This window comes from Euryhalocaulis caribicus (assembly GCF_000412185.1).
Taxonomy (GTDB): domain Bacteria; phylum Pseudomonadota; class Alphaproteobacteria; order Caulobacterales; family Maricaulaceae; genus Euryhalocaulis; species Euryhalocaulis caribicus.
Window position 1 is genome coordinate 52,372 of the sequence record NZ_ASJA01000008.1, and the last position, 25,716, is coordinate 78,087.

37 protein-coding genes are annotated in these 25,716 nt (G+C 62.2%); 32 read left to right on the top strand and 5 right to left on the bottom strand.

What is annotated here, in order from left to right; translation table 11 throughout:
* Nucleotides 1-47 precede the first annotated feature (47 nt).
* Complete coding sequence (locus L338_RS08220; RefSeq protein WP_022697894.1) at nucleotides 48-245, top strand: helix-turn-helix domain-containing protein; 198 nt, start codon at nucleotides 48-50, stop codon at nucleotides 243-245.
* Between the two features lie 2 nt (nucleotides 246-247).
* Here L338_RS08220 and L338_RS08225 read toward each other — a convergent pair whose 3' ends face one another.
* On the bottom strand, nucleotides 248-466 hold the full coding sequence (locus tag L338_RS08225) for a hypothetical protein (protein WP_022697895.1): 219 nt from the start codon (nucleotides 464-466) through the stop codon (nucleotides 248-250).
* A 138-nt stretch (nucleotides 467-604) separates the two neighbouring features.
* Between L338_RS08225 and L338_RS08230 the strand changes: the two genes are divergently transcribed.
* On the top strand, nucleotides 605-793 hold the full coding sequence (locus L338_RS08230) for a hypothetical protein (RefSeq protein ID WP_022697896.1): 189 nt from the start codon (nucleotides 605-607) through the stop codon (nucleotides 791-793).
* A 116-nt stretch (nucleotides 794-909) separates the two neighbouring features.
* Here the strand turns inward: L338_RS08230 and L338_RS08235 are convergent, their stop codons facing one another.
* Nucleotides 910-1,482: a hypothetical protein gene (locus tag L338_RS08235; protein ID WP_152485847.1), complete on the bottom strand. Its 573-nt coding sequence runs from the start codon at nucleotides 1,480-1,482 to the stop codon at nucleotides 910-912.
* 461 nt (nucleotides 1,483-1,943) lie between these two features.
* Between L338_RS08235 and L338_RS08245 the strand changes: the two genes are divergently transcribed.
* The 9 genes from L338_RS08245 to L338_RS08285 all read left to right on the top strand — a co-directional run bounded on the left by L338_RS08245 (nucleotide 1,944) and on the right by L338_RS08285 (nucleotide 8,268).
* Nucleotides 1,944-2,408 carry a hypothetical protein gene (locus tag L338_RS08245; protein ID WP_022697899.1) on the top strand — a complete coding sequence of 155 codons (465 nt, stop codon included), beginning with the start codon at nucleotides 1,944-1,946 and terminating at the stop codon, nucleotides 2,406-2,408.
* A gap of 193 nt (nucleotides 2,409-2,601) precedes the next feature.
* On the top strand, nucleotides 2,602-2,769 hold the full coding sequence (locus L338_RS17580) for a hypothetical protein (protein ID WP_161624613.1): 168 nt from the start codon (nucleotides 2,602-2,604) through the stop codon (nucleotides 2,767-2,769).
* A complete protein-coding gene (locus L338_RS08250; protein ID WP_206740808.1) occupies nucleotides 2,766-3,152 on the top strand; it encodes a helix-turn-helix domain-containing protein in 387 nt (128 codons plus the stop codon). Before L338_RS17580 ends, L338_RS08250 begins: the two co-directional genes overlap by 4 nt.
* Nucleotides 3,153-3,459: 307 nt before the next feature.
* Nucleotides 3,460-4,071 (top strand): SAM-dependent methyltransferase, encoded by a 612-nt coding sequence (locus tag L338_RS08260; protein ID WP_022697902.1) that lies wholly within the window; start codon nucleotides 3,460-3,462, stop codon nucleotides 4,069-4,071.
* A 599-nt stretch (nucleotides 4,072-4,670) separates the two neighbouring features.
* Nucleotides 4,671-5,468, top strand: coding sequence for a hypothetical protein (locus L338_RS16500; protein ID WP_152485848.1), 798 nt, complete (start codon nucleotides 4,671-4,673; stop codon nucleotides 5,466-5,468).
* Nucleotides 5,446-5,817, top strand: coding sequence for a hypothetical protein (locus L338_RS08270; protein ID WP_022697905.1), 372 nt, complete (start codon nucleotides 5,446-5,448; stop codon nucleotides 5,815-5,817). The genes L338_RS16500 and L338_RS08270 overlap by 23 nt, the downstream gene beginning before the upstream one ends.
* Nucleotides 5,814-6,044 (top strand): hypothetical protein, encoded by a 231-nt coding sequence (locus L338_RS08275; RefSeq protein ID WP_022697906.1) that lies wholly within the window; start codon nucleotides 5,814-5,816, stop codon nucleotides 6,042-6,044. The genes L338_RS08270 and L338_RS08275 overlap by 4 nt, the downstream gene beginning before the upstream one ends.
* Nucleotides 6,041-6,712 carry a transcription termination/antitermination protein NusG gene (gene nusG, locus L338_RS08280; RefSeq protein ID WP_022697907.1) on the top strand — a complete coding sequence of 224 codons (672 nt, stop codon included), beginning with the start codon at nucleotides 6,041-6,043 and terminating at the stop codon, nucleotides 6,710-6,712. The genes L338_RS08275 and nusG overlap by 4 nt, the downstream gene beginning before the upstream one ends.
* A 578-nt stretch (nucleotides 6,713-7,290) precedes the next feature.
* Nucleotides 7,291-8,268 carry a hypothetical protein gene (locus L338_RS08285; RefSeq protein WP_152485849.1) on the top strand — a complete coding sequence of 326 codons (978 nt, stop codon included), beginning with the start codon at nucleotides 7,291-7,293 and terminating at the stop codon, nucleotides 8,266-8,268.
* A gap of 191 nt (nucleotides 8,269-8,459) precedes the next feature.
* On the opposite strand, the gene L338_RS08290 is transcribed toward L338_RS08285, so the two are convergent.
* Nucleotides 8,460-8,906, bottom strand: coding sequence for a helix-turn-helix transcriptional regulator (locus L338_RS08290; protein WP_022697909.1), 447 nt, complete (start codon nucleotides 8,904-8,906; stop codon nucleotides 8,460-8,462).
* A gap of 262 nt (nucleotides 8,907-9,168) precedes the next feature.
* Nucleotides 9,169-9,696: a YfbU family protein gene (locus tag L338_RS08295; RefSeq protein WP_022697910.1), complete on the bottom strand. Its 528-nt coding sequence runs from the start codon at nucleotides 9,694-9,696 to the stop codon at nucleotides 9,169-9,171.
* Nucleotides 9,697-9,901: 205 nt separating this feature from the next.
* On the opposite strand from L338_RS08295, the gene L338_RS08300 reads away from it, so the two are divergent.
* From L338_RS08300 to L338_RS17585, 19 genes are all read left to right on the top strand, one after another.
* Nucleotides 9,902-10,132 (top strand): hypothetical protein, encoded by a 231-nt coding sequence (locus L338_RS08300; protein WP_152485850.1) that lies wholly within the window; start codon nucleotides 9,902-9,904, stop codon nucleotides 10,130-10,132.
* Entirely contained in the window at nucleotides 10,101-11,540 is a 1,440-nt protein-coding gene (locus L338_RS08305) for a PBSX family phage terminase large subunit (protein ID WP_022697912.1), read from the top strand. Before L338_RS08300 ends, L338_RS08305 begins: the two co-directional genes overlap by 32 nt.
* Nucleotides 11,540-13,435, top strand: a complete 1,896-nt coding sequence (locus tag L338_RS08310; protein ID WP_022697913.1) for an anti-CBASS protein Acb1 family protein — start codon at nucleotides 11,540-11,542, stop codon at nucleotides 13,433-13,435. The genes L338_RS08305 and L338_RS08310 overlap by 1 nt, the downstream gene beginning before the upstream one ends.
* 4 nt (nucleotides 13,436-13,439) lie before the next feature.
* The gene (locus L338_RS08315) at nucleotides 13,440-14,243 is read left to right on the top strand and encodes a phage head morphogenesis protein (protein ID WP_022697914.1); all 804 of its coding nucleotides are present in this window, start codon (nucleotides 13,440-13,442) and stop codon (nucleotides 14,241-14,243) included.
* Nucleotides 14,240-14,530: a hypothetical protein gene (locus L338_RS08320; RefSeq protein WP_022697915.1), complete on the top strand. Its 291-nt coding sequence runs from the start codon at nucleotides 14,240-14,242 to the stop codon at nucleotides 14,528-14,530. Before L338_RS08315 ends, L338_RS08320 begins: the two co-directional genes overlap by 4 nt.
* A complete protein-coding gene (locus L338_RS08325) occupies nucleotides 14,500-15,105 on the top strand; it encodes a hypothetical protein (RefSeq protein ID WP_022697916.1) in 606 nt (201 codons plus the stop codon). Before L338_RS08320 ends, L338_RS08325 begins: the two co-directional genes overlap by 31 nt.
* Complete coding sequence (locus tag L338_RS08330; protein ID WP_022697917.1) at nucleotides 15,102-15,716, top strand: sulfotransferase; 615 nt, start codon at nucleotides 15,102-15,104, stop codon at nucleotides 15,714-15,716. The genes L338_RS08325 and L338_RS08330 overlap by 4 nt, the downstream gene beginning before the upstream one ends.
* A gap of 14 nt (nucleotides 15,717-15,730) precedes the next feature.
* Nucleotides 15,731-16,864, top strand: a complete 1,134-nt coding sequence (locus L338_RS08335) for a DUF2213 domain-containing protein (protein WP_022697918.1) — start codon at nucleotides 15,731-15,733, stop codon at nucleotides 16,862-16,864.
* Nucleotides 16,864-17,307 (top strand): structural cement protein Gp24, encoded by a 444-nt coding sequence (locus tag L338_RS08340; protein ID WP_022697919.1) that lies wholly within the window; start codon nucleotides 16,864-16,866, stop codon nucleotides 17,305-17,307. Before L338_RS08335 ends, L338_RS08340 begins: the two co-directional genes overlap by 1 nt.
* A 60-nt stretch (nucleotides 17,308-17,367) precedes the next feature.
* Nucleotides 17,368-18,321, top strand: a complete 954-nt coding sequence (locus L338_RS08345; RefSeq protein ID WP_022697920.1) for a DUF2184 domain-containing protein — start codon at nucleotides 17,368-17,370, stop codon at nucleotides 18,319-18,321.
* A gap of 102 nt (nucleotides 18,322-18,423) precedes the next feature.
* Nucleotides 18,424-18,792 carry a hypothetical protein gene (locus tag L338_RS08350; protein WP_022697921.1) on the top strand — a complete coding sequence of 123 codons (369 nt, stop codon included), beginning with the start codon at nucleotides 18,424-18,426 and terminating at the stop codon, nucleotides 18,790-18,792.
* Nucleotides 18,793-18,796: 4 nt separating this feature from the next.
* Nucleotides 18,797-19,156 (top strand): DUF4054 domain-containing protein, encoded by a 360-nt coding sequence (locus tag L338_RS08355; protein ID WP_022697922.1) that lies wholly within the window; start codon nucleotides 18,797-18,799, stop codon nucleotides 19,154-19,156.
* A gap of 3 nt (nucleotides 19,157-19,159) precedes the next feature.
* Nucleotides 19,160-19,525: a hypothetical protein gene (locus L338_RS08360; RefSeq protein WP_022697923.1), complete on the top strand. Its 366-nt coding sequence runs from the start codon at nucleotides 19,160-19,162 to the stop codon at nucleotides 19,523-19,525.
* A complete protein-coding gene (locus L338_RS08365; RefSeq protein WP_022697924.1) occupies nucleotides 19,525-19,935 on the top strand; it encodes an HK97-gp10 family putative phage morphogenesis protein in 411 nt (136 codons plus the stop codon). The genes L338_RS08360 and L338_RS08365 overlap by 1 nt, the downstream gene beginning before the upstream one ends.
* Nucleotides 19,936-19,938: 3 nt before the next feature.
* Entirely contained in the window at nucleotides 19,939-20,181 is a 243-nt protein-coding gene (locus L338_RS08370; protein WP_022697925.1) for a hypothetical protein, read from the top strand.
* Nucleotides 20,165-20,587 (top strand): DUF3168 domain-containing protein, encoded by a 423-nt coding sequence (locus L338_RS08375; protein ID WP_022697926.1) that lies wholly within the window; start codon nucleotides 20,165-20,167, stop codon nucleotides 20,585-20,587. The genes L338_RS08370 and L338_RS08375 overlap by 17 nt, the downstream gene beginning before the upstream one ends.
* A 98-nt stretch (nucleotides 20,588-20,685) precedes the next feature.
* Nucleotides 20,686-21,135: a phage tail tube protein gene (locus tag L338_RS16505; RefSeq protein WP_022697927.1), complete on the top strand. Its 450-nt coding sequence runs from the start codon at nucleotides 20,686-20,688 to the stop codon at nucleotides 21,133-21,135.
* Nucleotides 21,135-21,527, top strand: coding sequence for a gene transfer agent family protein (locus tag L338_RS08385; RefSeq protein WP_022697928.1), 393 nt, complete (start codon nucleotides 21,135-21,137; stop codon nucleotides 21,525-21,527). Before L338_RS16505 ends, L338_RS08385 begins: the two co-directional genes overlap by 1 nt.
* Nucleotides 21,528-21,589: 62 nt before the next feature.
* Nucleotides 21,590-21,730: a hypothetical protein gene (locus L338_RS17585; RefSeq protein ID WP_022697929.1), complete on the top strand. Its 141-nt coding sequence runs from the start codon at nucleotides 21,590-21,592 to the stop codon at nucleotides 21,728-21,730.
* On the opposite strand, the gene L338_RS08390 is transcribed toward L338_RS17585, so the two are convergent.
* Nucleotides 21,727-22,434, bottom strand: a complete 708-nt coding sequence (locus L338_RS08390; RefSeq protein ID WP_152485851.1) for a hypothetical protein — start codon at nucleotides 22,432-22,434, stop codon at nucleotides 21,727-21,729. The two genes, L338_RS17585 and L338_RS08390, sit on opposite strands and share 4 nt — an antisense overlap.
* On the opposite strand from L338_RS08390, the gene L338_RS08395 reads away from it, so the two are divergent.
* Nucleotides 22,415-25,102: a tape measure protein gene (locus L338_RS08395; protein ID WP_022697931.1), complete on the top strand. Its 2,688-nt coding sequence runs from the start codon at nucleotides 22,415-22,417 to the stop codon at nucleotides 25,100-25,102. The genes L338_RS08390 and L338_RS08395 overlap by 20 nt on opposite strands.
* Complete coding sequence (locus L338_RS08400) at nucleotides 25,102-25,716, top strand: hypothetical protein (RefSeq protein WP_022697932.1); 615 nt, start codon at nucleotides 25,102-25,104, stop codon at nucleotides 25,714-25,716. The genes L338_RS08395 and L338_RS08400 overlap by 1 nt, the downstream gene beginning before the upstream one ends.

Below are 25,716 nucleotides of genomic sequence, written 5' to 3' on the forward strand. Positions count from 1 at the left end.
GTAATTTTGGCTTGACCGCAGATACGCTTAGAGCGTAGTTAGGCGTCATGGACAGTTTATCGACATGGCGCAAATCCAAGGGCAATTCCTTCGTCGGCCTCGCCGGCGAGGTGGGTGTGTCGGTCTCATACATAAGCGATATCGCGAACGGGAGGAAAACTCCTGCGCTCCCCATCGCCATGAAGATCACTCAGATCACCGGAGTGCCGCTGGAATCCCTGATTGCGGTGAAGGACGCGGCCTAATGTCAGGCGCGTCGCCGCATATCGACTACCTGGTCCTGACGGGAATCGAGTTCCGTGAGGGCCCGGCTCAGCGCCTCGATGGTGCTGACGAGGGCATGGCGTGTCAGGTCCGCCTCCTCGGCGATGCTTTCGGTCGTTCCGCCAAGGCCGCGCCTGTAGAAAGCGACCTTCACTGTTTGGCCGCTGACACCCGCACTGGTTTTCCCGTCCGCAAAAAACATAACCGTTCCTGTTTTGTTTCGAACGGGCACTATAGGACGAAATTCCTAATTGTCGAGGGCCGAGTTCTATCCGAGCCCTCTCCATCTTTTCTACGAAGAGCATTTCAAAACTCCACCACCACAGGGGAGGCCGCCTAGATGACCTCTGAGGATATCGATTGGTTCGACTGTCGCTTCATTGACCTGCTCGCCGAAGGAATTCCGTCGTCGATCTGTTTTGCAGAGCTTTGTGCGCGCCAACGGATCGCAAATTTGTCGCGCGCGGACGAATTCGAAAAACCCACCATGGAGGAGGCCGATCAAGCCACCACAGGGGAGGCGGCCTGAATGCTGCGCGGCCTTCAAGATCGTATCGGCCGGCTCACCCCGGGCGGCATGGCTATCCTTGCATGCAGCATCACCTACGGATCGGGCTTGGTCCATGGGCTGGCGCTGAATGTGGTTCAGATGTCGTCCGGTTCTTGGATTGCCCTTGCTTCTTCCGGGCTGATCACCGGGACATCGATCGTTTGGGGGATATCCAATATTCGCTCTGCTCGGCGCTGGCGTCGCCGTCGTCTGACCCACGTGATCTCCAGTTCGGCAGTTCCAGGTTCGCCGACCAAAACAACTGAGGCGAACGGATGACCTTGGTGTCGAGTATAAAAACGAAGCCGTTCGTTGAGCAGCATCTTGATGCGAACCTCGGTTTGGCCGGCGAGAACACCTATCGCTTTGCCGGGGTCGAAGGGGCGAAGGCGGTCTCTCGGCTTTTCCCGAATGACGTCTGCTTCGTCGGAGAAGCTCAAACCGCGCGATATCGCTTTGAGTTTCAGAGTATGAGGCGCGCCGCGGTCCGGCGTGTCGAAAAAAATGTGCAGCCGTCCCCCGGAAATGTGAGGATGGATCAGCTTGGAGAGGTCTTCCTCTTCTTCCTCGGCGCGATCGCTTTTCAACCAGTACCGCTGTGTCAGCACCAAGATGACCGGCAACCCAAGCGCGGCGAACCACTGAAGGACTTCGTTCGCAATTCCCATGCGCCGCATCACACGGCGCCGGGCGCATATCCGCAACCCGTTTCATTCCTCCCCGCCCGGTTCGCCGAGAGCCGGCCGGGCTTGCGCCGGGGCAGCGCCCCCAGCCTCGGCGTAATTCCTTGTCGCGTCCCCGGCAGCCTCCGGCGCAGCCGTTCCGGTCAACGGGCGTTTACAAAAGGTCGTCATGCGAGAGGGGCCGGGGGACGGGTCCGGCGCTGCAACGCCATTCTTGGCCCCGTCAACATTTCCCTCAATGACGACAAGACCGGCCCTCATTCCCATCGCCCGGCGCAGGAACGCCGACGCGCGCGCTCTAGCGAGAGACGCCCTGTCTCCGTCCGCGGAGCGCGCACGCTCGGCCTGCGCCCGGCTCATCTTCATCCAGTCCATAGCCCCTCACTTTCGGGAGCGAGCGTAGCGACGTTCGCGCGGGGCTTCATTCACAATTGGGGAGGCGCTTTGTGAAAGTGCGCAAGCCGCGGTCTTTTGAGGACGCTCTTACGCAGGTCTGCGCGGCCCTGACATTTCAGGACGCTGCAGCGGTTATTGGTAAGCGGAACGAGTCTTATCTCCGCAACGCCTGCGACCCGGATCACGTTCAGATCCTGCCGATCCACTACGCACTTCTTTTGGACGCCGCATATTCGGCGGAGACGGGAGAGCCTGGACCTCTGCTTTGCACCTATCAGCGGCTTTATGAAGAGCGGGCAGGCGGCCAAAAGCCCTGCGAGGACGATCCTAACATGCTGGCCGGCGATGTCTCCCGCGAAGGCGGCGAAGCGGTTGCGGCGCTCCTGAACAAATCCATCCCCTCCCGTGAGAAGCTTCGCGAGCTCGAAGAGCTGATCGATGCAGCTGAAAAGGCGCGCCGCAACATCATTGCATTCGACGCCAGCGGCCCGCGTGAAGTGAAGGGGGCGGCGTGATGGCTAGACCTAATCAGGTTCGATGCCGCTTGTCTGAGGATGAAATCGCCAAGCGGAAAGCTATGGCGGCTGATCCCTTATGGACACTGGAGGCAGCGGCCATGGAGCTGGGCATAGCGTTCACCGGCCTATCCCATTGGTGCCGCCGCAACGGCGTGAAGTGGGTGTCCGCCAGCAACCGCTGGAGGGGCGCATGAGCACACTGCCCAATCCCCTGAACCCGCCCTCCAACGCCGAAGTGAACGAAGCCCGTCTCGCTTGGGAGCGCGCCCCGAAAGGCCAGCGTGAACGCCGGCGCCGGGAATACCAAAACACGGTAAACCGTCAGCTCGCGGCCGAGATGGGGAGGGCGTGGACGTGAGCGTGTGCGCCTGTTGCCAGGAGCGTATCGACGCCCTTCAAGCCCGTATCGGTTGGCTGGAAGGCGTCTTGAGCGGCGGAGAGGAGTTCGTTTTCCCGGAAAGCTGGCGCCTGTCTTTGGAGAAGCGGGCGATCCTGACGCTTTTTCTGAAAAACCCGGTGGTCACCGTTTGGACCTGGGAGGTCTCGCGTGAAATTCGGGGTCTCGCAGAACTCGATAATCCGAACAATTCATTCAAGGCGCACCTTTGCGCCCTTCGCCGGAAGCTCAAGCCGCACGGCCTGACGATCACGAACCACTATGGCCGTGGCTATCAGCTTGAAGACCGCGAGGCTTGGCGCGCGCGGCTTACGCGGACCCTCGAAATGCCGGAGGCCGCATGAAGACCCGTCCTCACGAACGCGATTACAACGCTGCCCTGGCTGAGAGGGTGACCGCTTACTGGAAGGGCAGGGGGTATGACGTCTCCTGCCAGGTGATCCAGTGCATGCGCTTTGATGGCGACGGCAATTCTCTGAACAACCCCACCACCGGCGCGGTTCATGGCGTCCGATCCGACATGGTGAACGGCCTTCCAACGCAATGCCAGTGCATCATTCCGCGTCCGCGAAAGAGTGGCCCGGAGGTTCAGATGGTCCGCATCGGCGGCAGATGGCAGCCCCGGACGCGGAGCGGGAAGGCGGTGGTGATATGAGCCAGGCCGCAGAGAAAAACGCCCACGTCTGGGAGCGTGACGAACTCGACTGGTATGTTGAGCCGACCGCTGCAACCGAAGCGCTGCTGACCGTGGAGTCGTTCGTCGGCTCTATCGTGGATCCATGCGCTGGACAGGGCAACATCGTGAACACGCTTCGCTCGGCCGGGCACGACGCTTGCGCCAGCGACGTGGTGAAACGGGCGGAGTTCGACCGGTGTTGGGCGGGCCACATTGATTTCCTGAGCGGCTATTCCGCCGAACTGGCGCGCTACGAGAATTTCGTGATGAACCCGCCATTCTTTCGGGCGAAAGGGGCGGAGGCTTTTATCCGTCGCGCGCTGGAGCTGGCGACCGGTAAGGTTTGTGCGTTCGTTGACATTCGTTTCATCGCCGGCGCTAAGCGCGCCAACGGGCTGTTCGCTGAACACCCGCCGCACCGGGTCTGGATTATTACGCCGCGTGTTTCGTGCCCGCCTGGCGAATATCTGAAAGCTGGCGGTGAGGCGAAAGGCGGTTCAGCGGATTGGGTTTGGCTGGTCTGGGATAAGACGGCGCCGTTTTCCGCGACTCACATGGGATGGTTGCGCCGCGAGGTGGCGGCATGACCCACCACCTCACAATCGCTCCAGCGCTAACCGCCGGCGAAGACCTCTGCGAGCGTCTTCAGAATAAGTGCGATCGTCAGAGCCGCAGGAAGCGAAATTGCGACCTCAACGCTAATATTTGCCTTAATCGTAAGCATAAAAAATACCTTCTTTCAAATGGTTATCGCCAGCTTCGCGCTCGTCGCGTCGCTTTCAACGAAGCTCTGGTAATTTCAGAGTTCACAGGTATTTATCGGCCAACGCGTCTGAACCGACAAAATTCTCTGCGAAAATTTCTGAAAAATGTCAGTGGCCGCCGCAGGCGGGCGCGGGTGCAGGCGCATGACCGTATCCCGAGACGATATCGTCCGCCGGGTGGCGGAAAGGACGGGCTGCCCGGCCGAGGTGCTTCGCCTTCGCGACCTGAACAATCGCGCGCCAGAGCATGAATATCGACAGCGGCTTGTCTTCGCTCTGCGGCAGAGCCCCAAGGCAGTGTGCGGGCCCACTTCTGCCCAGTATCGGCGCTCCTGGCCGGAGATTGCCCGCTTCATGGGCTGGTCTGATCACACCACGGCCATGCATGCCTTTCGCCGGGAAGCAGAGAGACGGGGGCGGACGTGAGTGGATCCTTCATGGTCAGTCGCGCCCTCTGGGACGACGTCGACTTCCGCGACGGGGAAATGACCCAGCGGGAGGCCCTGCTGTGGATGTTGGCGGAGGCGAGCTGGAAGACCCGTCGCAAGCGCGTCGGATCGACCGTGCTGGACCTTCGCCGCGGCCAGCTTGCGCACAGCACCCGGTTCCTGGCCAAGCGGTTTGAATGGTCTGAGGCGCGGGTGCGTCGCTATTTAAAGATGCTCGAAAATCGACGCATTATCGACGCAGCCACCGACGCAGGCATCACCGTCATAACCTTCTGTAATTACGACAAATATCAGGCTTCAACCAATCAGAGCGACGCACCCCCCGACGCAGAAGCGACGCAGGAGCGACGCACCAGCGACGCAAACGAGAATAAGGGTGAAATAAAGGAAGCTACTCAGCGCCCGCGGGCGCATGCGCGCGAGGCGGCCCTTGCGGTCGCCGGTCCTGGCTTGGCCGACCCCGCGAAAGAACCCGGCCTGATCCAGACATCACCTGAGATCGATCGGTGGCTGCAGGCTGGCTGCGACCTGGAGGCGGACATCTTGCCGGTCATCCAAGCCAAGACGTCCCAGCCGCGCGGCTCGCCCATCCGGTCATGGAAATTTTTCACCGATGCGGTGATTGACGCCCGCGACCGCCGTCTTGCCAGCCTCCCAGCCCCAGACACGCAGAGATTTAAAAATGAACGAACATCACGAGGGAACCGGTCAGGTTCTGACTCTCGGAGCATCTTCGAACGCCGTCGAGATGCACGAGCCGCCAACGGATGACGAGCTCGACCTCCTGTTGCTGGAAATCAAGGCGCTGTGCATGCCGCGCCGGGGCATGGACGATGACATCGATGTGATCCTGAACGCCTTTAACCGGCGGCTGAAGGAGTATCCCCGCGGCGACGTGGTTCATGTTCTGCGGCGTTGGCCGGACCAGTCCCGCTACTGGCCGACCTGGTCGGAGCTTCGCGAAAAGCTGGAGACACGCATCGAGGCGCGCCGTCCGGTTCGCTACGACCCGCCGCCAGAACGCGAACCGCTGAGCGATGAAGAGTTGGCCGAGCGCAAGCGTCAGGCGGACAGACTGCGCGAAACGGTTCGCGGTATAGGCAAAGGCGGCGCCGCATGACCCACGCCAATCCTCAAATCAAGCGCGTGCCGATGTGCGGGGTCTGCCGGGAGGATCTGGACGACGCCACCGCCGGACGCCACCGCTGCGGATGTGGCGCGTCTGAGGTCCACGTCCAGCTGGGCGGCCGCGGCCAGTCCCGCCACTGGTCCGGCATGGTGATCACGCGCGGCCAGCCGGTGGGCGAGGCTGTCGAGAAATTCTGGACGCTGGAGGACGCGGCGTGACCCGTATCGACCGATCAAAACCGATCCGCCCGTTTGACCGCCGGGCCCGCCAGCTCAAGAAAAAGCGCTGGTATGTCCTGCGCGTCTCACCCCAGCGTGAGATCATCGCGGAGGCGGCGCTGCGTCTGGCGGGATTTGAAGCCTTCGCGCCGACCGAGGAGCTTTGGCGCAAAAAGAACCGCTTTGCGCGGAAGAAGACGCGCTACCTGCGCGCCATCATGCCCGGCTACGTCTTTGCGGGCCTGCCGAGCGAGGAGGGCGGCTACGGCGTCGACTGGCCGGCGCTCGCATGGCTGGACGCGGTGAGGGGACGTGAAGGGGATAACGGTCGCCGTCCCTTCGTCGCCGCCCGGGCCCAATACGAGGGCAAGGTGATCCGCGGCGTGATTTGCGAGAACGGGTTGCCAAAGGCGATCCCGTTCCGGGCGATCAAGCGCTTTGCCGCGGAGAGCGCCACGCCGGTCATCCATGCCCCGGGCGAGCACCGCTTCATGGCGACGCACCGGGAATTCAATGTCGGGGACAAGGCCCGGATCGCTTATGGATCGCTGGAGGGCCATGAGGTTCCAATCGTGGGCTTCGAAGGCGACAAGGCCAGAATCAAACTGACACTGTTCGGAAAAGAGACAATCCAGGAGCTGCCTCTGTACCAGCTTGAGGCCGGATAGGCAGGAACATGTGAAGGGTGATTCTCGTTTAGTGCGCACTCACAGGGGTTAAATTGCCGCAATATAGGCCTTAATTTCGCCTGTTAGGCGTGTTCCACTGAGAATGCACTATGTGGTTTGGTGTGCCGATAAGTCGTTGGAGAAAAGGAAAAAAGTTTCGAGGAGGGTCAAGAAATCGGAACAGAATCCACTTCGTCTTCGTTTAAATCTTGCACCCGCGAATATTGAACCTGCTTGACCACCGCTTACTTGTCTCGTACCAAACGCGGAAGCCGACAGACGGCCCTTGGCTCCTTAAGCGGATAGTAAGGCTCGTCGGACTACAAATTGCAGGGCGCGCTGGGCGTCGGTCGCGGATAAACCTCTGCGGCTGAGAAGAAAAATTTAACCTGGGGGTTACCCCTTATGGAGGAAATGATGCGTGGAACTGAAACCATCTAATCTTCACCACCACACTAACAGCGCGGTCGCTAACCGCCATTGAAGGGGTAACGCTTGTGTTGCCCCTTTTTCAATTTTTGGTTGATGAATAATTTATAACATCTAACCTCACCCTTCCAACGTCTTGGGAGGGGCAGTTGTCAGGAAACGGTACCGGAAAAGTACTGCGGCGCGAGCCGCTGACAGAAGTGGTCGCTTTTGGCGCCTCAGCCATCGGGATATTTCAATTCCTCTGGCCTCCTATCGATACATTCTTAAACGGAGACAATAGCTTCCTGGAGGTCCTCTGGGAGCTGATAAAGCCGGTTAACGACATTTATCCAGGATTCATGATCGGGTGGGTGTTTTTGGCGGTGGTGAGCGTCTTCGCATTTTCCACGTTCGCAATTGCCCGACGCGTTGGAGAATACATAGAGCGGTCCAGAACGGGGATCGCTGTTCTTTCCACACACGTGAAGCTAACGATCCAGCCGGATGGCAGCACGGCGATCAGCGAACGCACCCAGCATTTCCATGCGAACAGGCCAGGGATTGATGCCTACAGCTATGGCTCAGGCTGTCGTCAGCTTTGCGGCCGGATTGACGAGGGTTCACTCGTTCTTGAATCGACAAGAGACGAAAAGCCCATCACGGCCAAACTCGTCAAGCAGGGCAATAAGCAGTGGATCGAAGTCAAGGAGGTATTTGAAGACGAACTACCCACACATGTTATGGCCACGTATCTCCCAAATCTATGGGTCGCTACGTGCGACAGGATAGGGCTTTTCTGGATTAATCGGGTGGTGAATGAACGCAAGGCCGAGTTGATAATTATCAACGAGTACAATGCAGAAAGATGTCAATTAGCCTTTCTAGCTGGAACCAGTCCGATCACTAATACGATCGTTGAGATCATATTCCCGAAAGAGTTTGCGCCGTTAGAGGATAGCATCGAAGCTTTTGTGATCCACGAGACCGCCGTCGAGGAGCGACATCATTCTTTCAAGGCGAGCGATGATGGTGAAAGCATGGTCATTCGCGCGAAGGCAAAACGCCTGGAGAACTGTACGTTCGAGGTGCAGTGGCAAAACTGCAAAGCGCTTGTAGACACCTGTCCGGAGGAGAAAGAGTGCTAGATGCAGTGGTTGACCCCTTCCGCGAACGCCATCATATTGCGGTTCAGGTAAGACCTCAGTAGCTGTAACCGCCGGCCCAGTAGCGAGACGCGAAGAAGCCGGGTAGGGCGCGACAGCGAAACGGCCCGAGGATGCAGAGCCAGCGCCAGACGCGCGGACCCTGCCATCGCGATGGGCGAGCTGTATCCAGCTTACCCAGCGTTTCTGCCAAGCCGCGGCCGGATAATGTCCACATCCACATCGAATTGATTGGCGACCCGCCTCAGTAGCGGCTCGCTTCGCGTCTGACGGTCGATCTCGTCTTCCAGCTCTTTAATGGACGCTGAAGAGGCCCCGCACGCCTCCGCCAGGTCGTCGCGCGACATGCCGTGAGCATTTCGGAGGGCCTTGATAGGGTTTTCGCCCTCCAGCATCGCCTTGACCGCAGAATGTGGAATGGTCGCGCGCTCCTGGCCGTTGAACTTCCATTCGTCCATGCCGGCGCTATACGCGGCGCATGCAAGCCCGATATAGGTTGGTGCGCCTTCCTTCTTGTACTTGGCGAGCGTGTTGCGGGATCCGATCCCAAGGATCCGCGCCGCGGTGGCGTCCATCAGCTCCTCAAACTCCAGCCAGGCTCGAAAGTCTTCCGCTTTCATCGGTTTTCCCCTATATTGGAGACCTAGGCGGCCAGCCCGGCCCCCTTTCGGGGACCGAGCCAGCCTGCTAGTCCAGAGCGGTGATGACGAGGAGTGCTAGTCCGATCATCACTTCTAGAGCTTGCAGGACGAGAGCGACTTCGTAGGCCATTCTCTCCTCCTAGGCTGCGTGGGGCGGGACCATCCCGCCCCTCAACGCCTGACTATAATGCTCAAAATTGAGCAGATAGTCAAGCGGTAGTGCTCAAAAAAGATCATTTTTTTAGCGTTTCAGCAGCGTCACAAGCTCCTCGACATTCATCATGCGGTCGCCAAGCCCGTCCCGAATGGGGCGGAATTGCCGATACATCGCGCGATAACGTTCCAGGCGTGCCCCGTGCGAATTCAAGGTACGGTCAGCGAATTCAGTGAAGCGACCCATCTGGTTCACCATGAAGCGAGCGGCGGCGAAGTGGTCGGTTTCATTGTTGCCGTCAAAGCCAGTGAATTGCGGATCTCCGCGGAGTTCAGCTTCGGTCCGGACGCGCTCCTGATCTTCTTCGCTCAGCCTTGCGAAGCCCACTTCAATGATGCTCCACATGTCCAGAATGTCTGCGACCTCGCCGGGCAGCTCATCGTTGTCGGATTCCGGTCCGACGATGCCCTCATATTCCCAGTTGAACATCCAGTCATGCCCGCGAATGACGGCGGACTTAACGAGATTCGGATCGACCTCGCCACGGACGTTGTTTGCGATCTGCAAGTCACACAGCATCGTGATAATGAGCCGTTCAGTAGGGGAAATTTCCATTGTTTGCTTCCTTTACAGTTGGTTAATGGTGGTCATTAAATGGTGGCTTAATGTCCACATCGCTGTAGCGGTGGCGCCACACCTGAGATTAGAATCGGCGCAGGAATGCAACGCCCAGTTCGCTGCGGCTTGAAAGAAATTCAAGGAATTCAAGATGGCCCAGCATGGCGGCAAACGGACCGGCGCCGGCCGCAAACCCGGAAAGGTGAGCAGAGCAAAACGCCAGCTCTCCGCCATGGCGAAGGACCATGCGGAAGCTGCGCTTGAAACGCTGGTGAGCATCGCCCGCGATGGCGGCGCTCCGGCCGCCGCCCGCGTCTCCGCCTCGACCGCTATTCTCGACCGCGCCTATGGCAAGCCGGTGCAGGCGCTCAATCTGGGTGGAGAGGTAAAGGTAAAGACCCTTGCCGACTTCTACGGCCAGTCAGGGGAATAGCGAGGAGCCGACCCTCAATCCGGCTCTCAAGGATTTCTGGACGACACGGGCGCGGGAGCGCGTTCTCTATGGCGGGCGGTCCAGCTCAAAATCATGGGACGCGGCCGGGTTTGCGATCTTTCTGGCGTCCAATTACCGCGTCAAATTCCTGTGCGTCAGGCAGTTCCAGAACAAGATCGCGGAGAGCGTTTACACGCTCCTGAAAATCCAGATCGAACGCTTCGGCCTGCAGGGTGAATTCACGGTCCTGCGCGACTCCATCGTGCATAACCGCACCGGTTCGGAATTTATCTTCTACGGCCTGTGGCGTCATATTGACGAGATCAAGTCCACTGAAGGCGTGGATGTCTGCTGGATTGAAGAGGCTCACAACCTCACGAAAGAGCAGTGGGACATTCTGGAGCCAACTCTGCGGAGCGAGGCGAGCCAGTTCTGGATCATCTTCAACCCGCGCCTGGTGACGGATTTCGTCTACCGGAAGTTCGTTGGCTCCGGCCCATCAGAACGCATCAAGGGCAAAATTTACGGTAAGATCGGCGCCACGATCCGCCGCAAGATCAATTTCGACGAGAATCCTTTCCTCTCGCAGACCATCCTCAAGGTGATCGCGCGGAAGAAGGACGAGGACGAGGACGAATACCGGCACATCTATCTTGGCGAGCCGCGCGAGGACGACGACAGCGTCATCATCAAGCGGTCCTGGATCATGGCGGCGATCGACGCACACAAGAAGCTGGGCGTCGAGCCCAGCGGACTGAAGCGAATTGGCTTCGATGTAGCCGATAGCGGCGACGATAAGAACGCCAGCGTTCTGGTTCATGGCGGCGTGGCGTTGGCCGTGGATGAATGGAAGGGCCGTGAAGACGAGCTCCTGAAATCGGCCTCCCGCGTTCATGCGCTGGCCGCCCAGCACGACGCGGAGATCGATTACGACAGCATCGGGGTAGGGGCGTTCGCTGGCGGCCACTTCAAAGCGCTCAACGAGGAAAAGGGCGCCCGGGTCGCATATCACCGCTTCAATGCCGGCGGCGAGGTGATGCACAAGGAGCGGCGCATCGACCCGGATGATCCGAAGAGTCCGAAGAACGGTGATTACTACGCCAACCTGAAGGCCCAGACATGGTGGGAGGTCGCAAACCGCTTCCGCAAGACGTTCAACGCGGTCACCAAGGGCGAGGAAATCTGCCCTGACGACATGATCAGCATATCCAGCGACTGCGACCATCTGGACACGCTGGTCGATGAGCTTTCGACGCCGCGCCGCGATTTCGACGCCCGCGGCAAGGTGAAGGTCGAGAGCAAGAAGGATCTGGAAAAGCGGGACATCCCGTCCCCGAACAAAGCGGACGCCTTCATTTCGGCCTTCGCGCCGCGCGCCAAGACCTACACACTTGCAGGGGTCCGTTGATGGAAATCACGTTCGACACGCTGAAAAACCTCGTCGCAGGCCTGTTCACAGGCAAGGACAAATCCGCCGCGGACCGTTGGCATTTCGAGGAGCTGGATCGCGCGGCGCTGGACGCGGCCTATCGGGGCGACTGGATCGCGCGCAAGATTGTGGACGCGCCCGCGCTCGACATGACGCGCCAATGGCGCACATGGCGCGGATCGAAGGAACAGGTCGAGGCCATGAAGGCGCTGGAGGATGATTTCAATCTCCAGCTGAAGGTCTACCAGGCAATCACCAAGGCGCGGCTTTATGGCGGGGCGGCTTTGGTCATGGGCGTCGAGCAAGGTGCGCCGGAGGAGGCGCTTCGCCCGGACAGCATAAAGAGGGGCGCGCTCAAATACATTCATGTGATGTCGCGATGGGAGATCAGCGCGGGAACGCGGATCGCCGACATCGAGAGCCCCTGGTATGGGGAGCCGGAGGAATACACCATCACCACAAGGGCGGGCGCGACGCAGCGCGTTCACCCCTCTCGCGTGGTGCGCCTTTCCGGCGCCGAACTGCCAGACCCCAATTATGCCCCGCATGGCTGGGGCGACAGCATCCTGCAATCGGTGAATGACGCGGTTCATAACGCCGCGCTCGCCTCGCAAGGCATCGCCTCGCTGATTCACGAGGCCAAGGTGGACGTAATCCGCGTGCCGGACCTGATGGAGCACCTGACCTCGGAGGAGTCGACCAACCGGCTTACCGAGCGCTTCACCCTGGCCGCCACCATGAAGTCCATCAACAACACCCTCCTGCTGGACAAGGAAGAGGAGTGGGAGCGCAAGCAGATCAGCTTCTCGCAGATGCCGGAGCTGATCTCCACCTATATGCAAATCGCGGCCGGCGCGGCTGACATTCCCGCGACCCGGCTTCTTGGCCAGGCCCCCAAGGGCATGAACGCCACAGGCGAGAGTGATCTGCGCAATTATTACGATCGCCTCAAAGGCGAGCAGGAACTAACCGTCGGCCCCGCCATGGAGCGGCTGGACGAGGTGATGATCCGCTCTGCGCTTGGCTCCCGTCCCGCCGAGGTGGGGTATGAATGGGTCTCGCTCTGGCAGCTTCCCGAGAAGGAGCAGGCCGAGATCGGCAAGCTACGAGCCGAGACGACCGAGAAATACGCCAATACCGGCCTGATCCCCTCGCAGGCCCTGTCGAAGGGCGTGGTCAGCCAGCTCGTCGAGAGCGGGGAATATCCGGGCCTTGAAGAGGGCATGGAGGAATTCGAGACCGGGGCGGAGGGCTTCGACCCGGAGGCGGGCGATCCGCACGAGGATGAGCCTGAGCCCGAGGCCGGGAGCGATCCGCAGGGACAGGAAGACGCCGCGCCGCGCATCGTCCGAATGGGCGACTCCAAGGCCCTGGTCCGCCCGCGGGCTATCCCGGCGCAGGACGCCCGCCCGCGCACTCTCTATGTCAGCCGCCGGGTGCTGAACGCCGAAGAGATCGCGGCGCATTTCCGGGGGCAGGGCTTTGCCAGCCTGGTCGAACCGGAAGACATGCACGTTACGCTGATCTTCAGCCGCCTGCCGGTGGACTGGTTCAAGATCGGGGAGAGCTGGGCCGGCTCCGGCGAGGACGGAAGCCTGACGGTATCGCCGGGCGGTCCGCGCGCCCTGGAGGAGCTCGACGGCGGCGCGGCGGTGCTGGAATTCGCCTCGAACGAGCTGCGGTGGCGCCATGAGCGCATGGTGGAGCTGGGCGCGCACACCGATCGCGAGGAATACCGCCCGCATATCACGCTGACCTATGGCGATGCGCCTGACCTGCAGGGCGTGGAGCCGTGGACAGGCAAGATTGTGCTGGGTCCGGAAATCTTTGAGGAAATCATCGAGGACTGGAAGGCGAAGGTCCGGGAAGGTTAGGACCGTGGACTACGACCTGCCCGCTCTTGCGAAAAAGGCCGGGCTCAAACGCACGGTTACGCTGCGGGAAATCCAGATCACGCAGACCTTGCAGAAAGACCTCTACCGCATCGCCAACCGCTCCCTGCTGGCTTGGCGCAAACAGGTCTCCGTACGGATCCTCCCGGTCTATGCGTCGTCTCTGGCGGGCCTGACGCGGGATGATGTGGCCGATGACATGAAGGAGGCCCTGCGGCTTTCCGAGGCGCTGGTGGCCGCTGTGGCCGTCGAGGTCTCGGCAGATGTCGCGGACTGGGTGCAAGAGGTGCTGCGCTGGCACCGCGGCGCGTGGGCGGCGCGCGTGGCCTCTGGCGTCGGGGTGGACGTTTTTCCTTTCGTGGATCTGCGGACGCAGGATGCGCGCATCAAGGCGTTCCTGGAGCGGATTACGAGCCTGATACGCGATATCGACGCCAACGCCCGCAAGGACGTAGCCGAGACGATCTGGCGGGGCCTGACGCAACAGACACCGCGCCGGCAGATGGCGAAAGAGCTTGCCGAGCGGCTGAATATCGGCCGGCGCCGGGCCAACCTGATCGCGGTGGACCAGTCACAGAAGCTGGCTCAGGAGCTTAACCGCATCCGGCAGGAAGAGGCCGGGATTACGCATTACCGCTGGGTTCACAGCGGCAAGCAGAATTACCGCGAGGCGCACAAGGCGCGCAACGGAAAGACTTACAAGATGGGCGAGCCGCGCGGCGATGAACCCGGAATGGCGATTTACTGCGGATGTACGGGCGCGGCGGTGATTGAGGCGGAAGAGGAATGACGGCGGACGATATCGTTCAAATCATCTTTGCCTGCATGGCTGAACAGGCCGAAAGCGGCGAAGGGGCTCCTGATCTCATGATCGGAGCCGACGACCTCTCCAGCGTCATGCTGGATGGCTATTATGATCTCCGCCACGTTGCTGAAACCGTGGCCGCGCATGTGCCGGCGCCCCGCGAAGATGGAAAAGACCCCAACGCCCCGGGCGAGGTGGCGGTGGAAGGCGGGCAGATCGTTATCCGCTTGAATCCTGATCAGTGTTTTGGTCCGCGCCCCGCGCCTTCATAGGCGAGCGGGGTTTCATTCTTGGTGGCGGGCCGTCGCTGAAAGGCTTCGACCCCGACCCGATACGGGGGCGGGGCCGGGTGATCGCCGCCAACAACGCCGCGTTGGACATCATGCCGGACGCGGACGTGCTGTTTGCCGCGGATCGCCGCTGGTTCAAATGGAACGCTGACAGGCTCAAGGCGAACGGTAGCCTCTGGCGTGTGGGCCGCGAGCGGCAGGAACCGCGAGAGCCAACACCCTGGCCGCTTCACGTCATGCGTCACGACGCCAATCTGACGCTATCGACGCGCGCTGACACGCTGGCCGGGAAATGCTCGGGCGGCATGTGCATCAATCTCGCCTTTCTCATGGGCGCGAAGGAGATCGTTCTTCTCGGCTTCGACATGAGGCCCGGAAACTATCACGAGGCGCACCAGAGCCCGACGGCGGCGCATCTGTATGCGAATGATTTCCGGCCCGCGATCGAACGCATGGCGCCGGAGCTGGCGGCCAGAGGCGTGAGGGTGGTGAACGCGACGCCGGGAAGCGCTCTGACCTGTTTTCCGGCCGTGTCTTTCGGGGAGACGCTGACATGATCCTCATCACCGGCGCGGCGCGCTCCGGAACGTCGCTGACCACGCAGATATTGAAGGCGCATGGCTGCTGGCTGGGGAGCGCGGTCAACAGCCTCTACGAGAACACGGATATTCGGGAGCAGGTGCTCAAACCCTATCTGCGGGCCGTGGACGCCGACCCTCTGGGTCAGGACCCGCTGCCGGACACGGGAGACCTGCCGCCGCATCATGGCCTGTGCCGCGCGATTGCCGAGCGCATGGAGGGCGGGCCGGGGCGCTGGGCCTACAAGGACGCCAAGCTGGCGCTTGTCTGGCCGGCCTGGGCGAAGATGTTTCCCGAGGCGAAATGGGTCATCGTCCGGCGCAAAACCGAAGAGATTGTCGAAAGCTGCATCAAGGCCTCCTTCATGCGCGCGCACGGCGAGGACCGGGCCGCGTGGGCGCGCTGGGTTGAAGAACACGAGCGGCGATTCGAGGCGATGATGACCGCGGGACTGGACGCCATCGAGGTTTGGCCGCGCAAATTCATCGACGACCCGGAGGCTTTTCGCCCGGTCGCGGAGCATTGCGGGCTGGAATTCAACGCGAGCGCGGTTTGCGGCGCGATCAACCCGGATCGCTATCACAAATAGACCAGGAGGGGCTTATGCAGCTCCATGACACGCTCGCGCTGGATAGCGTGCGGCGCACCACTGACGGCTATCTGGCCGCTGATGTTCGGGTCGCGCGCACGGGAATCCAGACTTATCTCGGCATCGAGGTTGACCCGAAAGGCGAGCGTTTTGCCGCCGACCAGATTGTCCGCGTCTATCGCCCCGAAGGGGAGGTCTTCAACAAGGACGCCCTGCACAGCTTTGCTCACCGTCCGGTGACGCTGGACCATCCCAGCGAAGCTGTGACGGCTGACAACTGGCGCAAATACGCCGTTGGCCAGACGGGGGACGAGGTGGCGCGCGACGGAGAGTTTGTCCGCGTGCCCATGGTGCTCATGGACGCGGAGGCCATCAAGGCGGTCGAGGACGGCCGTAAGGAGCTGTCCATGGGCTACTCGACGGAACTGCGGTTCGAGGACGGCGTGACCCCCGACGGGGAGGCTTATGACGCCGTGCAGACCGCAATGAAGATGAACCATCTCGCAGTTGTTCGCCGTGCGAGGGGCGGTTCTGACCTGAAAATCGGCGACGACCACAAAGGAGACCGGTCCATGACTGACCGTAATACGAGCCTCGTCGTGGACGGGGTCACCGTTGCACTGCCCGCGCAGGACGCGCAGATCGTGCAGCGCCATATCGCCAAGCTTGAAAAGGACGCGGATACCGCCGGCAAGGCGCTCTCCGACGCCAAGGACGAGCACGACAAGGCCATCGAGGCCAAGGACACGGAAATCGGCGAGCTGAAAGCCAAGCTGAAAGACGCCGAGGACAAGGCCGTGTCCGATGAGGACCTGGACAAGCTGGTCGCCGACCGCGCCGCGCTGGTGGCGTCGGTACAGGCGCTGGATTCGTCCATCGAAACCAAGGGCGTGAAAGACGCCGACCTTCGCCGCGCCGCGGTGGCTTCCAAGTATGGTGACGACTTCGCCAAGGACGCCTCCGATGCGGAGATCGCCGGCATCTTCAAGGCCATCGCCAAGGACGTGAAGCCCGCCGACCCGCTGGCCCGCGCCCTGAGCGACACGAAACCGTCGAATGACGGCAACCCGCAGACGGTCCGCGACGCGGCCCATGCGGACTACATCAAGCGCCTGAACGGCGCTGACGATCAGAAGGAGACCCGCTAATGGCTGTCGTTCAATCCACCTATTCCGAGGCCATGACGGCGGCTGTCGCCGGCCATGTCGCCAACATGGAACTCTCCAACGCGATTACTCGCGCTGTAGAGGATGAAGCCGGCATCGGCTTCGGCAAGGCTGTGTTCCAGGGCACGGCCGACAAAGAGATCACCGCAACCGCCTCCGCGGCGTTTGTCGGCATTACCGTCAAGGATGTGACCGTCGAGAACGACGACGCGGCTGACGAATATGCCGAAGGCGTCGACGCGGCGGTGCTCACCCAGGGCGTTATCTGGGTGACGGCGGGCGGAGACGTTGAAGCGGGTGAAGCCGCTGGCGTTGCCGCTGACGGAGACTTCGAGGAAAGCGCTTCGGGCATCACGATGCTCTCGGGCGTGACGTTCGTCGACTCCGGCGCTGATGGCGATCTCGTTCGCATTCGCCTGAAATAAGGCCAACCGAAACAAAGGCCCGCCGCGAGGCGCGCTGTGCCCTAAGAAGGAACCTTTATCATGCCCATGGAACTCATAGATGCCCAGTCCGCACTGGGCTTTCTGACCCGCCAGGCGGCGCATATCGAGCCGACTGTATATCAGAAGAAATATCCAAGCTTTGACTACACCCAGCTCATCGACGTGGACACGTCGGCCGGCGACTGGGCCCAGTCCATCGAATTCTATTCGTCGGACAAGCTTGGTCAGGCGGAGTGGTTCAACCACCTCGCTGACGATGTGCCGCGCGCCGATGCGCAATACCAGAAGCATACGCACGCAGTCGAGATGGCGGCGATTGGCTATGGCTATTCGCTCCAGGAAATCGGCTACGCGCAGCGTCTGGGCATCAACCTGACGACCGATCGCGCCGATGCAGCCCGCATGGCGTATGAGAAGTTCGTCTATGACGTGGCTATTCGCGGCGACTCTGCGAAGGGCTGGACGGGCCTGACCAACGACGCCAGCGTTAACGCGGCCAACGTCGCAGCTGACGGCTCCGCCTCGTCCCGTCTGTGGACCGACAAGACGCCGGTACAGATCCTCCGCGATGTGAACGAGGCGTTGACCGCGGTCTATGAGGGGTCGCTGCAGGTGGAAATGGCGAACACGGTGCTGCTGCCGATCTCGGCCTACACCTACATCGCCACGCAGCCGATGTCTTCGGACTATCCGAATAAGACGATCCTGCAGTTCATCAAGGAAACGAACATCTACACCGCCGAGACGGGCCAGCCCCTCACGGTACGCGGTCTCCGCGGCCTGGAGGACGATGGCGCGACGAACACGGGCCGGATGATCGTTTACCGCAAGGATCCGCAGGTCGTGAAGCTGCACCTTCCTGTGCCGCTGCGCTTCCTGCCGGTCTGGCAGACGGGTCCGATGAAGTTCGAGGTCCCCGGTTACTTCCGCCTCGGCGGGGTGGAGATTCGTCTCCCGGGCGCCGTTCGCTACCGCGACGGCATTACCGCGTAATCGAAAGCCTGAGGAATGTAAGGGCGGGGCCACGCGTCCCGTCCTTGCGCCTTCCCGGCTGCCTTCACGCGGAGGCGGCCCGGCTAGCGCAAGGAGTAAGCCATGCCTTCCTATCGTATCACCAACAATCGCAAGGGCAGCTACACCGTTCTGCCCTCTGGGCCCGAAGCGGGCCGCGCCATGACCATTCCGCCGGGCGGTTTCGCCGATCTGGAATTGTCTGAGGAGGCCGCCAAGAACGCCGAATATCCGGACGTGAAGATCGAGAAGCTGGGCAAGGGCGCGAAGAAGTCCGACGCCGAAGAAGGCGATGCGCCGAAATCGGCCGAGGATGTGCTCGCCATGGCGGAGGACACCGAGGTCCAGTTCATAACCTTCCGCAAAGCTGCGGTGAAAATCCTGGGCGACGACTACGCCAAGTCCAAGAAGGACGAGATCGTAGAGGCCCTGAAGGCCAAGGCCGAGGCTTAAGTCTATGGCCTATGTCCAGCCGGACGCGGCGGCGTTTCAGGTCCGGTTTCCGTCCTTTGCGAGCGTGGATGGCGCCGTCATAACGGCGGCGCTCTCCCGCGCCCGCAGGACGGTGGATGACAGCTGGCTGGAGGATGACCGGGCGGAGGCGGAAATGCTTCACGCCGCTCATGACCTCACCCTTGAAGGCATTGGCGCGACCCGCGAGGCGCAACTGGCCGGCTTCAAACGGCTCAAGCTTGGATCGCTGGAGCTGGAGCGCCAGGCCGGGGACGGCTCCACAAGCGCTTTTGCCTCCACCACCTACGGGCAGAAGTTTCTTGCGCTGATGCGCCGGTCTGTCCCCGCCGTGAAGGTGGTCTAGGACGTGGGCCTTCTTGATGGCGACCTTCAGGACGTGTTCGGCAGCGTTTTTGGCTCCCTGATGCTGGACGGCACGCTGACCAAGGCTCCAAGCGTCTCTGACGGCAAGGGCGGATGGACCGCGGGGACGCCGCAGACCGCCGCCGTGAAGCTGATGATCGAGAGCTACAGCGAGTTCTACCGTGCTCAGGCGGGCATTCCCGACACGGACGTGAAGATCATCGTCCTGCAGAAGGATGTCGCGTTCACGCCGGACACGGACAGCCGGATCACCGTGCGCGGAGAGGAATATTCCGTGGTCCAGGTGCAGCAGGACCCCGCGCAGGCCTCGTGGACGCTCCAGGGGCGGCCGGTAAGCGCGGCGGACTGATGGCGAAGGTCACCGGGGCCGGGCGGCACGCCAAGCGCCTGAAGGCCATGCAGGGCCGCAAGCTGGTCAGCCAGCTCGGCAAGGAAGTCTTTGTCGCCGCCGACGGGGTGAGGGCGGAGGCGTCCCGGCTGATCTCGCAGGGCTCGGTGCAGGGGGCGAAGCGTGTTCCGTCCCGTCCGGGCGAGCCGCCGAACTGGGATACGGGCCAACTGGCCGCGGGACTGGCCGCGCACAAGACCGGCCCGCTTTCGGCTGTGGCGGAGTCGACCGCGCCCTACGCGGCGCATCTGGAATTTGGAACATCGAAGATGGCGGCCCGGCCCTACATGAAGCCCGCCGCCCAGACGGTCGGAAAAGACCTCGCCAAACGGATTGGCGGGGCGCTCAATTTCACCATCCGGAAAGGATAGGTCATGCCGTGGGTTGAATTTCTCGAAAACGCCGACGTCCGGCTCTCCCGCCGCGCTTTCCGCAATTACAAGGCCGGAACGCGGGCGCTCATCACCACCCCGGAGGCTGAACGCCTGATCGAGGCGGGCAAGGCGCGCAAGAGTGCGAAGCCCAAGGCCGAACCCGCCGGACAAGAGCCGGAGGGCGAGCGCATCGACCTGACCGAACAGGCCGAGATCATCGAAGACGATGCCGGCCGATCATAGCCTCAAGCTTCGCCAGGCGATCGTTTCCCGCCTTCTGGCGGATGCAGCTGTCTCCGACGCTGTTGAAGCCCGCGTCTACGGCCTTCGCACGCCGGCCACGCGCAAGTTTCCGTTCATCCGGTATGACGGCCCCATCGCCGCGCCGTTCGAGGCCACCGGCCACCATGACGGCAGCGAGCATGATGTCACGCTCCACGCCTTCACGAAGGGCGAGGACGAAGACGACTGTCACGCGCTGGCCGCGGCAATTGTCGCAAGCCTTTCCGCCGACACCCTGCCGCTGGACGGACTGGGCCTGATCTCGCTCGACTGGCTGGACACGCAGGTGATCGTGGATGGAGACGATACGCAGGCCTTTCACGCGATCATCCGCCTGGAGGCCACGACCACGGTCCTCGCCGAATAGAAATCCCGCCCCGGCGGGTTACGCCCTCTCATCCGCGCCTTGGGCAAGCGCGTATTGGACCGCTGTGAAGCGGCCCGGCCCATAGAAGGAGCCTACTCATGGCGCAAGCCACTTCCATCAAGTTCGGCACTCAGGCGATCCTGCTGGGTGACGGATCGACTTCCGAAGAGTTCGCCGCCCCGTGCGGCCTGACCTCGCTGAGCAAGCAGACCAACGTGGAGACCAACACCACGGCCATTCCCGACTGCGACGATCCCGATCTAGCCGTCTGGCTCGCCGTCGATGAGGTTTCCCGCCAGATGACGCTCAGCGGCTCCGGCCTGCTGGCCCAGGAGGCGCTCGACACGTGGCGCGAATGGGACAATACCGGCGGCTTCAAGAATGTCCGCTGGCTGACCGATCTGGCCGCGGCCAATGGCGGCGGTCACTATGAAGGCGAAGCGCTGCTGACCCAGTTCGAAGAGACCGGCGAGCGCGGCCAGCGCTGGCAGGTCAATATCGGCATCACCTTCTCCGGCAAGCCGACCTGGACGGACGCGCAAGCGTAATGAACACGTCTTCCGAGGTCACGCTCCAGTTCGGCGACTCCGGTGAGAAGGGCCATCTCTTCAAGCTGGACATCAAGCGCATCGAGGAGTTGCAGCGCAACTGTGGCGCGGGGATCGGCGAGATCGGCCGCCGCGTCATGGGCGGACAGTTCCACATCAAGGACATCTACGAGACGATCCGGCTGGGCCTGATCGGCGGCGGCATACCCCCGACCGAGGCCAAGACGATTGTCGACCAGTATGTCGATGGCTGCGTCTTGGCCCGCGAGGGCGATCCGTCCGCGCCGCTGACGGTCGCGAACGTGATCCTGATGGCCGTGTTCTACGGACTGGACGAGGTGCCGGAGGCGGCGGACGCGCCGGGGGAGCCGGAGGCCGGGACGGATATCTGAACGTCCCGGCCTTCCGCGCGTCCTTTCTCGAATCCGGCGTCGATCCGGGCGCCGTCAACACAATGTCCCTCTACGAGCTGACCAGCATGAACGCCGAGCTCCGCCGGCGCCAGGGCAAGCACGACGCCGCCAGCGCGGACGATGAAGAGTGGGATGATTTCGAGCGCAACCTGATGCGGCGCGAAGGCGTGAGGCTGAATTAGCCGGCGTCTCTAATTCGACGAAGCGCGCCCGCGATTTCAGCCCATGGAACCTCGGAGTCCACGTCGACGCCGCCCTGTGTCTTGATGCGGAAAACGAACGAGCCTGACGGGGTAGGGGCCGCCCCGGCCCGCTCAATCGTTTCCGTGTCGAGCATAAAGCCGACCGTTTCGTAATATCTGCAGCCTGCGGAGTAGCTGCAATCTACATCGGTTCCGATGCGGACGGTCTCACCGGTCGTGAGAGGGGAGCCGTAGTTGGCCTGATAGGGATGCAGCCAGCTGCTCATCTGGTGCTGGATCGGCACATAAATTTGAGCATCAATCTCGCCGGTATTCTTGTCCTTGAACGCCCGGACAAATGGATCTGCTGTTGGCGTGCCGGCCATAAGCTCCTGAAAGCTGGCGGACGAATAGGATGCCCTGCGGGTGTTGACCTGAATGGTCTCATCCAGAGCGTCACCCTTCACCTCTGCGTTTTCATAGAAATAGTCCGGGCCAAGCGTCGCCAGGTTGGCGCTCTGCTGCGCAGTCGTTGTGCAGCCCGCCAAGATCATGGCGACGGCGGCGATCAATATCCGGTTCATTGCACCCTCCCTCGATTGCATGCGGAGGATGACCTCTCTCCCGAGAAAAAACCAGTCCATGCCGATCACAATCGGCGGCCGACCTTTGTAAGGATCATCGATGGCGCTGACCGCTGACAAGGTTGTGGTGACGCTTGAGGCTAAGACCTCGCGCTACAACGCTGAAATCGACAACTCGCGGCGCCGCTTCGACCGGAACATGGACCGCGTGAAGCGTTCTGTGAATTCCGCAGAGCGCGAGGTCCGGACTTCCGCGAGCGGCATGTCTTCCGCCATGCGCACGGCATTGGCGACCATCGGCGTGACCATCGCTGTGCGCGAGGTCGGCCAACTGGCCGACGCCTACACGGAGGCCGGCAACAAGGTCGCGGCGGCCGAAACCATCTTCAAGGGTCAGCTGGCGACGCAGGGCGAGCTGGCGGACCTCGCCAAGACAACCCGCTCAGAATTCGCCGCGACGGCTGACCTTTATTCACGCCTCGCGCGCGCCGGCGCTGACCTTGACCTGATGCAACAGCAGCTGTTGCGCACTACAGAGTTGCTGAACAAGGCCTTCGTGGCGGGCGGCAGCGGCACGGCCGAACGCCGGTCGACGGTCCTCCAGCTCTCGCAGGCGCTCGCATCGGGCGAGCTGCTGGGCGAAGAACTGCGGGCCATTCGTGAGAACGCGCCGCTGGTCGCGCAGGCCATTGCCGATGAATTCGGCGTGGGGATCGGCCAGCTAAAAGAGCTTGGCCGCCAGGGCGAACTGACCTCCGACCGGATCGTGAAGGCGATCCTTGGCGCGTCCGCCGGCATCGAAACGGCCTTCGCCGCGACCGACAAGACGATTGGCGACTCGCTAACCAATTTGCGCACCGAGGCGATTCGCTTTGTCGGCGAGCTGGATGACGCGACCCGCGCCACCGAGGGGCTGACGAAGTTCATCGGCTATGCCGCCGACAACATGGAGACCTTTGCGGACGCAGCCGTGGTGGCTACGGCGGCTCTAGGGGGCGCGTTTGCCGCCCGCGCGGTTCTTGCCGCCACAACCAGCCTTGTCGCGCTCAGCGCCTCGCTTGGCAGCGCGACGGCGGGTTTCACGGCCTATACGGCGGCCTCCCTAGCGGCGGCACGTGCAACCACGGCGCTCAAGGGCGCGATGGCCTTCTTCGGCGGTCCTATAGGCATTGCGATCGCCGCGGTGGCGGGATCGGTGGCGCTGCTGTCCAAGCGGGCGCTGGATGCGGAGAAAGCGCTTGCGGACCAGCGCCGCGAAATCGAGCGCAACGGCGAGGCGGCGGACCTTCTTGTCGAGAAGGTCAAGGAATATGGCTCTGACGGGGCGGAGGCGATCAAGGAGACTGGGAAGGAGGCCGAAACGGCGGCCCCCAAGGTCGAGAAGTTTGCCGGCGAGGTCGGAGAGGCGGCGCAGAAGCTCTATGAGCTGGCGGACGCGCGCAAAGGCGCATCGCTGAGCGAGTTGACTTTCTCCGGCCTCCAGGCGCGCATCGATATTGCCGACCTCAACCGGCAGGTCGAGGAATACCAGGGCAAGCTGAAATTCTTCGAGCGCGCGTCTCTCGGAATCGATACGCCGATTGTCAAACAGACAGAGCGCCAGATCGAAGACCTTAAAGGCCAGATCGCGAACCGCCGCGCCGATATAGACGCGATTGAGGCGGAGTTTGACCGGGTAAACGACCTCGGCGCGGAAGCCTTCAGCCGGGATGACGACAAAAACCGGCTTGGCTCCGACGGTGATACGGACAAACCCAAGGGGCCTTCGCCAGAGGATATCGCCCGGCTTCGCGAGATGCTGGAGCTGGAAAACCAGCTGGCGCTGGCGGAGGCATCTGGCGACGAGATGGCAATCCGCGCGGCGGAGCGAAAGCTGGAGCTTGCCCGGCTCACGGCCGATTTCGAAAGCGCCGGATACGCCAACGCCCGCGAGCGCGCCAATGCCCAAATGGAGGCTGTTTCCGCCGCCGAATACGCGGCTCGCGCCCGGCAGAGCGAAAAAGACTTCGCGGAGATTCTTCTCCAGGTCGAAGAGGAAATCCGAAACACCAAGATTGAACAGCTCGACTATGAGCTGGAGCTGGCCCGCCTCCGCGGAGACGAGACGGCGATCCAGCGCCTTGAGCGTGAACTGGAAATACTGCGGGAAATTGCGCGGCTGCGCGGGCAGGGCGTCGACTATGAGCGCGCCCGCTCTCAGGCGACCGGCAGCGCGAACGAGCGCGCGGCGGCGCGGCGCGAGGGCGAAGAAACGCGCGAGTTAGAAAGTCAGCGCGCCGAGTTTCGGCAGTTTTTCCGTGACAGCTTCAAGGACGGCATTCTGGCCGGCCTGGACGAAAACGCCGGCGAGGCTCTTTCGAATTGGTGGCGCACATACACGACGCGCGCCCTGGAAAGTGTTCTGAACAATCTGGCGGACAGTCTTTTCGACAGCCTGATCGGCGGCGCCGGGAAAGGCTTCTTCGGCTCCCTTTTCGGGGGCTTCCGCGCGTCGGGCGGGCCGGTCTCCGCCGGCAAGGCCTATGTGGTGGGCGAGAAGCGCCCGGAGATGTTCGTTCCGGGTCAGTCGGGCACGATCATCCCGAAGATACCGGAGGCCATGTCCGGCGGCTCGGGAGGCGGCGTTTCCGTCTATGTCGACGGCTCGTTCATCGTGCAGGGCAACGTGACGGAGGACTCGCTTCCGGCGCTCCGTCAGGAAGTGGCCGCGCACAGCGCCGCGCTCCGCAATATCGGCCCGACCATCGACCAGCGCGTGCGCGACTCTATCCGCCGGAGGAAGTTGTAATGGCCAACGGCGACCCCATGCCGCTTTGCGGCGTGATCCGCGATGACTGGCGCCTGAACTACGTCCAGAGCATGAACCGGAGCCGCAACGGCGGGGAGATCATCAATGCGCTGGGCGAGCCCTACTGGACGCGCCAGATTGAAGTCGCGTTCGGCGGGGCGACCGGGGATGCGGATTTCGCCGCCTGGGAGGCGTTTCTGATCGCGCGACAGGGCCGCCGGTTCAGCTTCACCGCGCCGCGCATCTTCCGCCGCAACCCGCAAGCGGGCGTGACCGACGATAGCGGCCTGGGCGTCGCCTCCATCGACCGGGCGGTGTCGACCATCACCCTCTCGGGAGCGGGCACGCGCAGCGCCACGGCGGGCGACATGCTGAGCTTCTACACAGCCAATTCCGGTTACTGGTGCGGCATGGCGACGGCGGACGCCAATCCGTCAGGCGGGAGCATCACGATCCCGGTTCAACCGGCGCCGTTTCCGCCCCACGCCTCCACGGCGCAGCCACGGCGCACGAACGCGCTGGGCGAATTCCGGCTGGCCGAGGATTTCCAGCTGACCGACGCCCACCGCCGCAAGTCCATCACGCTGACGGCCGTTCAGGTCATCCGGGGATAG

Excerpts from the sequence above, each read along its gene's own strand:
- L338_RS08340 (WP_022697919.1), top strand. The coding sequence starts at position 16,864 with ATGGCTGTCGTTCAATCCACCTATTCCGAGGCCATGACGGCGGCTGTC.
- L338_RS08320 (WP_022697915.1), top strand. The coding sequence starts at position 14,240 with ATGACGGCGGACGATATCGTTCAAATCATCTTTGCCTGCATGGCTGAA.
- L338_RS08220 (WP_022697894.1), top strand. The coding sequence starts at position 48 with ATGGACAGTTTATCGACATGGCGCAAATCCAAGGGCAATTCCTTCGTC.
- L338_RS08385 (WP_022697928.1), top strand. The coding sequence starts at position 21,135 with ATGAACACGTCTTCCGAGGTCACGCTCCAGTTCGGCGACTCCGGTGAG.
- L338_RS08355 (WP_022697922.1), top strand. The coding sequence starts at position 18,797 with ATGGCCTATGTCCAGCCGGACGCGGCGGCGTTTCAGGTCCGGTTTCCG.
- L338_RS08235 (WP_152485847.1), bottom strand. The coding sequence starts at position 1,482 with ATGGGAATTGCGAACGAAGTCCTTCAGTGGTTCGCCGCGCTTGGGTTG.
- L338_RS08275 (WP_022697906.1), top strand. The coding sequence starts at position 5,814 with ATGACCCACGCCAATCCTCAAATCAAGCGCGTGCCGATGTGCGGGGTC.
- L338_RS08335 (WP_022697918.1), top strand. The coding sequence starts at position 15,731 with ATGCAGCTCCATGACACGCTCGCGCTGGATAGCGTGCGGCGCACCACT.
- L338_RS08310 (WP_022697913.1), top strand. The coding sequence starts at position 11,540 with ATGGAAATCACGTTCGACACGCTGAAAAACCTCGTCGCAGGCCTGTTC.
- L338_RS08260 (WP_022697902.1), top strand. The coding sequence starts at position 3,460 with ATGAGCCAGGCCGCAGAGAAAAACGCCCACGTCTGGGAGCGTGACGAA.
- L338_RS17580 (WP_161624613.1), top strand. The coding sequence starts at position 2,602 with ATGAGCACACTGCCCAATCCCCTGAACCCGCCCTCCAACGCCGAAGTG.
- L338_RS08400 (WP_022697932.1), top strand. The coding sequence starts at position 25,102 with ATGGCCAACGGCGACCCCATGCCGCTTTGCGGCGTGATCCGCGATGAC.
- L338_RS08270 (WP_022697905.1), top strand. The coding sequence starts at position 5,446 with ATGCACGAGCCGCCAACGGATGACGAGCTCGACCTCCTGTTGCTGGAA.
- L338_RS08370 (WP_022697925.1), top strand. The coding sequence starts at position 19,939 with ATGCCGTGGGTTGAATTTCTCGAAAACGCCGACGTCCGGCTCTCCCGC.
- L338_RS08365 (WP_022697924.1), top strand. The coding sequence starts at position 19,525 with ATGGCGAAGGTCACCGGGGCCGGGCGGCACGCCAAGCGCCTGAAGGCC.
- L338_RS08330 (WP_022697917.1), top strand. The coding sequence starts at position 15,102 with ATGATCCTCATCACCGGCGCGGCGCGCTCCGGAACGTCGCTGACCACG.
- L338_RS16505 (WP_022697927.1), top strand. The coding sequence starts at position 20,686 with ATGGCGCAAGCCACTTCCATCAAGTTCGGCACTCAGGCGATCCTGCTG.
- L338_RS08350 (WP_022697921.1), top strand. The coding sequence starts at position 18,424 with ATGCCTTCCTATCGTATCACCAACAATCGCAAGGGCAGCTACACCGTT.
- L338_RS08345 (WP_022697920.1), top strand. The coding sequence starts at position 17,368 with ATGCCCATGGAACTCATAGATGCCCAGTCCGCACTGGGCTTTCTGACC.
- L338_RS08230 (WP_022697896.1), top strand. The coding sequence starts at position 605 with ATGACCTCTGAGGATATCGATTGGTTCGACTGTCGCTTCATTGACCTG.
- L338_RS08375 (WP_022697926.1), top strand. The coding sequence starts at position 20,165 with ATGCCGGCCGATCATAGCCTCAAGCTTCGCCAGGCGATCGTTTCCCGC.
- L338_RS08295 (WP_022697910.1), bottom strand. The coding sequence starts at position 9,696 with ATGGAAATTTCCCCTACTGAACGGCTCATTATCACGATGCTGTGTGAC.
- L338_RS17585 (WP_022697929.1), top strand. The coding sequence starts at position 21,590 with ATGTCCCTCTACGAGCTGACCAGCATGAACGCCGAGCTCCGCCGGCGC.
- L338_RS08395 (WP_022697931.1), top strand. The coding sequence starts at position 22,415 with ATGGCGCTGACCGCTGACAAGGTTGTGGTGACGCTTGAGGCTAAGACC.
- L338_RS08225 (WP_022697895.1), bottom strand. The coding sequence starts at position 466 with ATGTTTTTTGCGGACGGGAAAACCAGTGCGGGTGTCAGCGGCCAAACA.
- L338_RS08290 (WP_022697909.1), bottom strand. The coding sequence starts at position 8,906 with ATGAAAGCGGAAGACTTTCGAGCCTGGCTGGAGTTTGAGGAGCTGATG.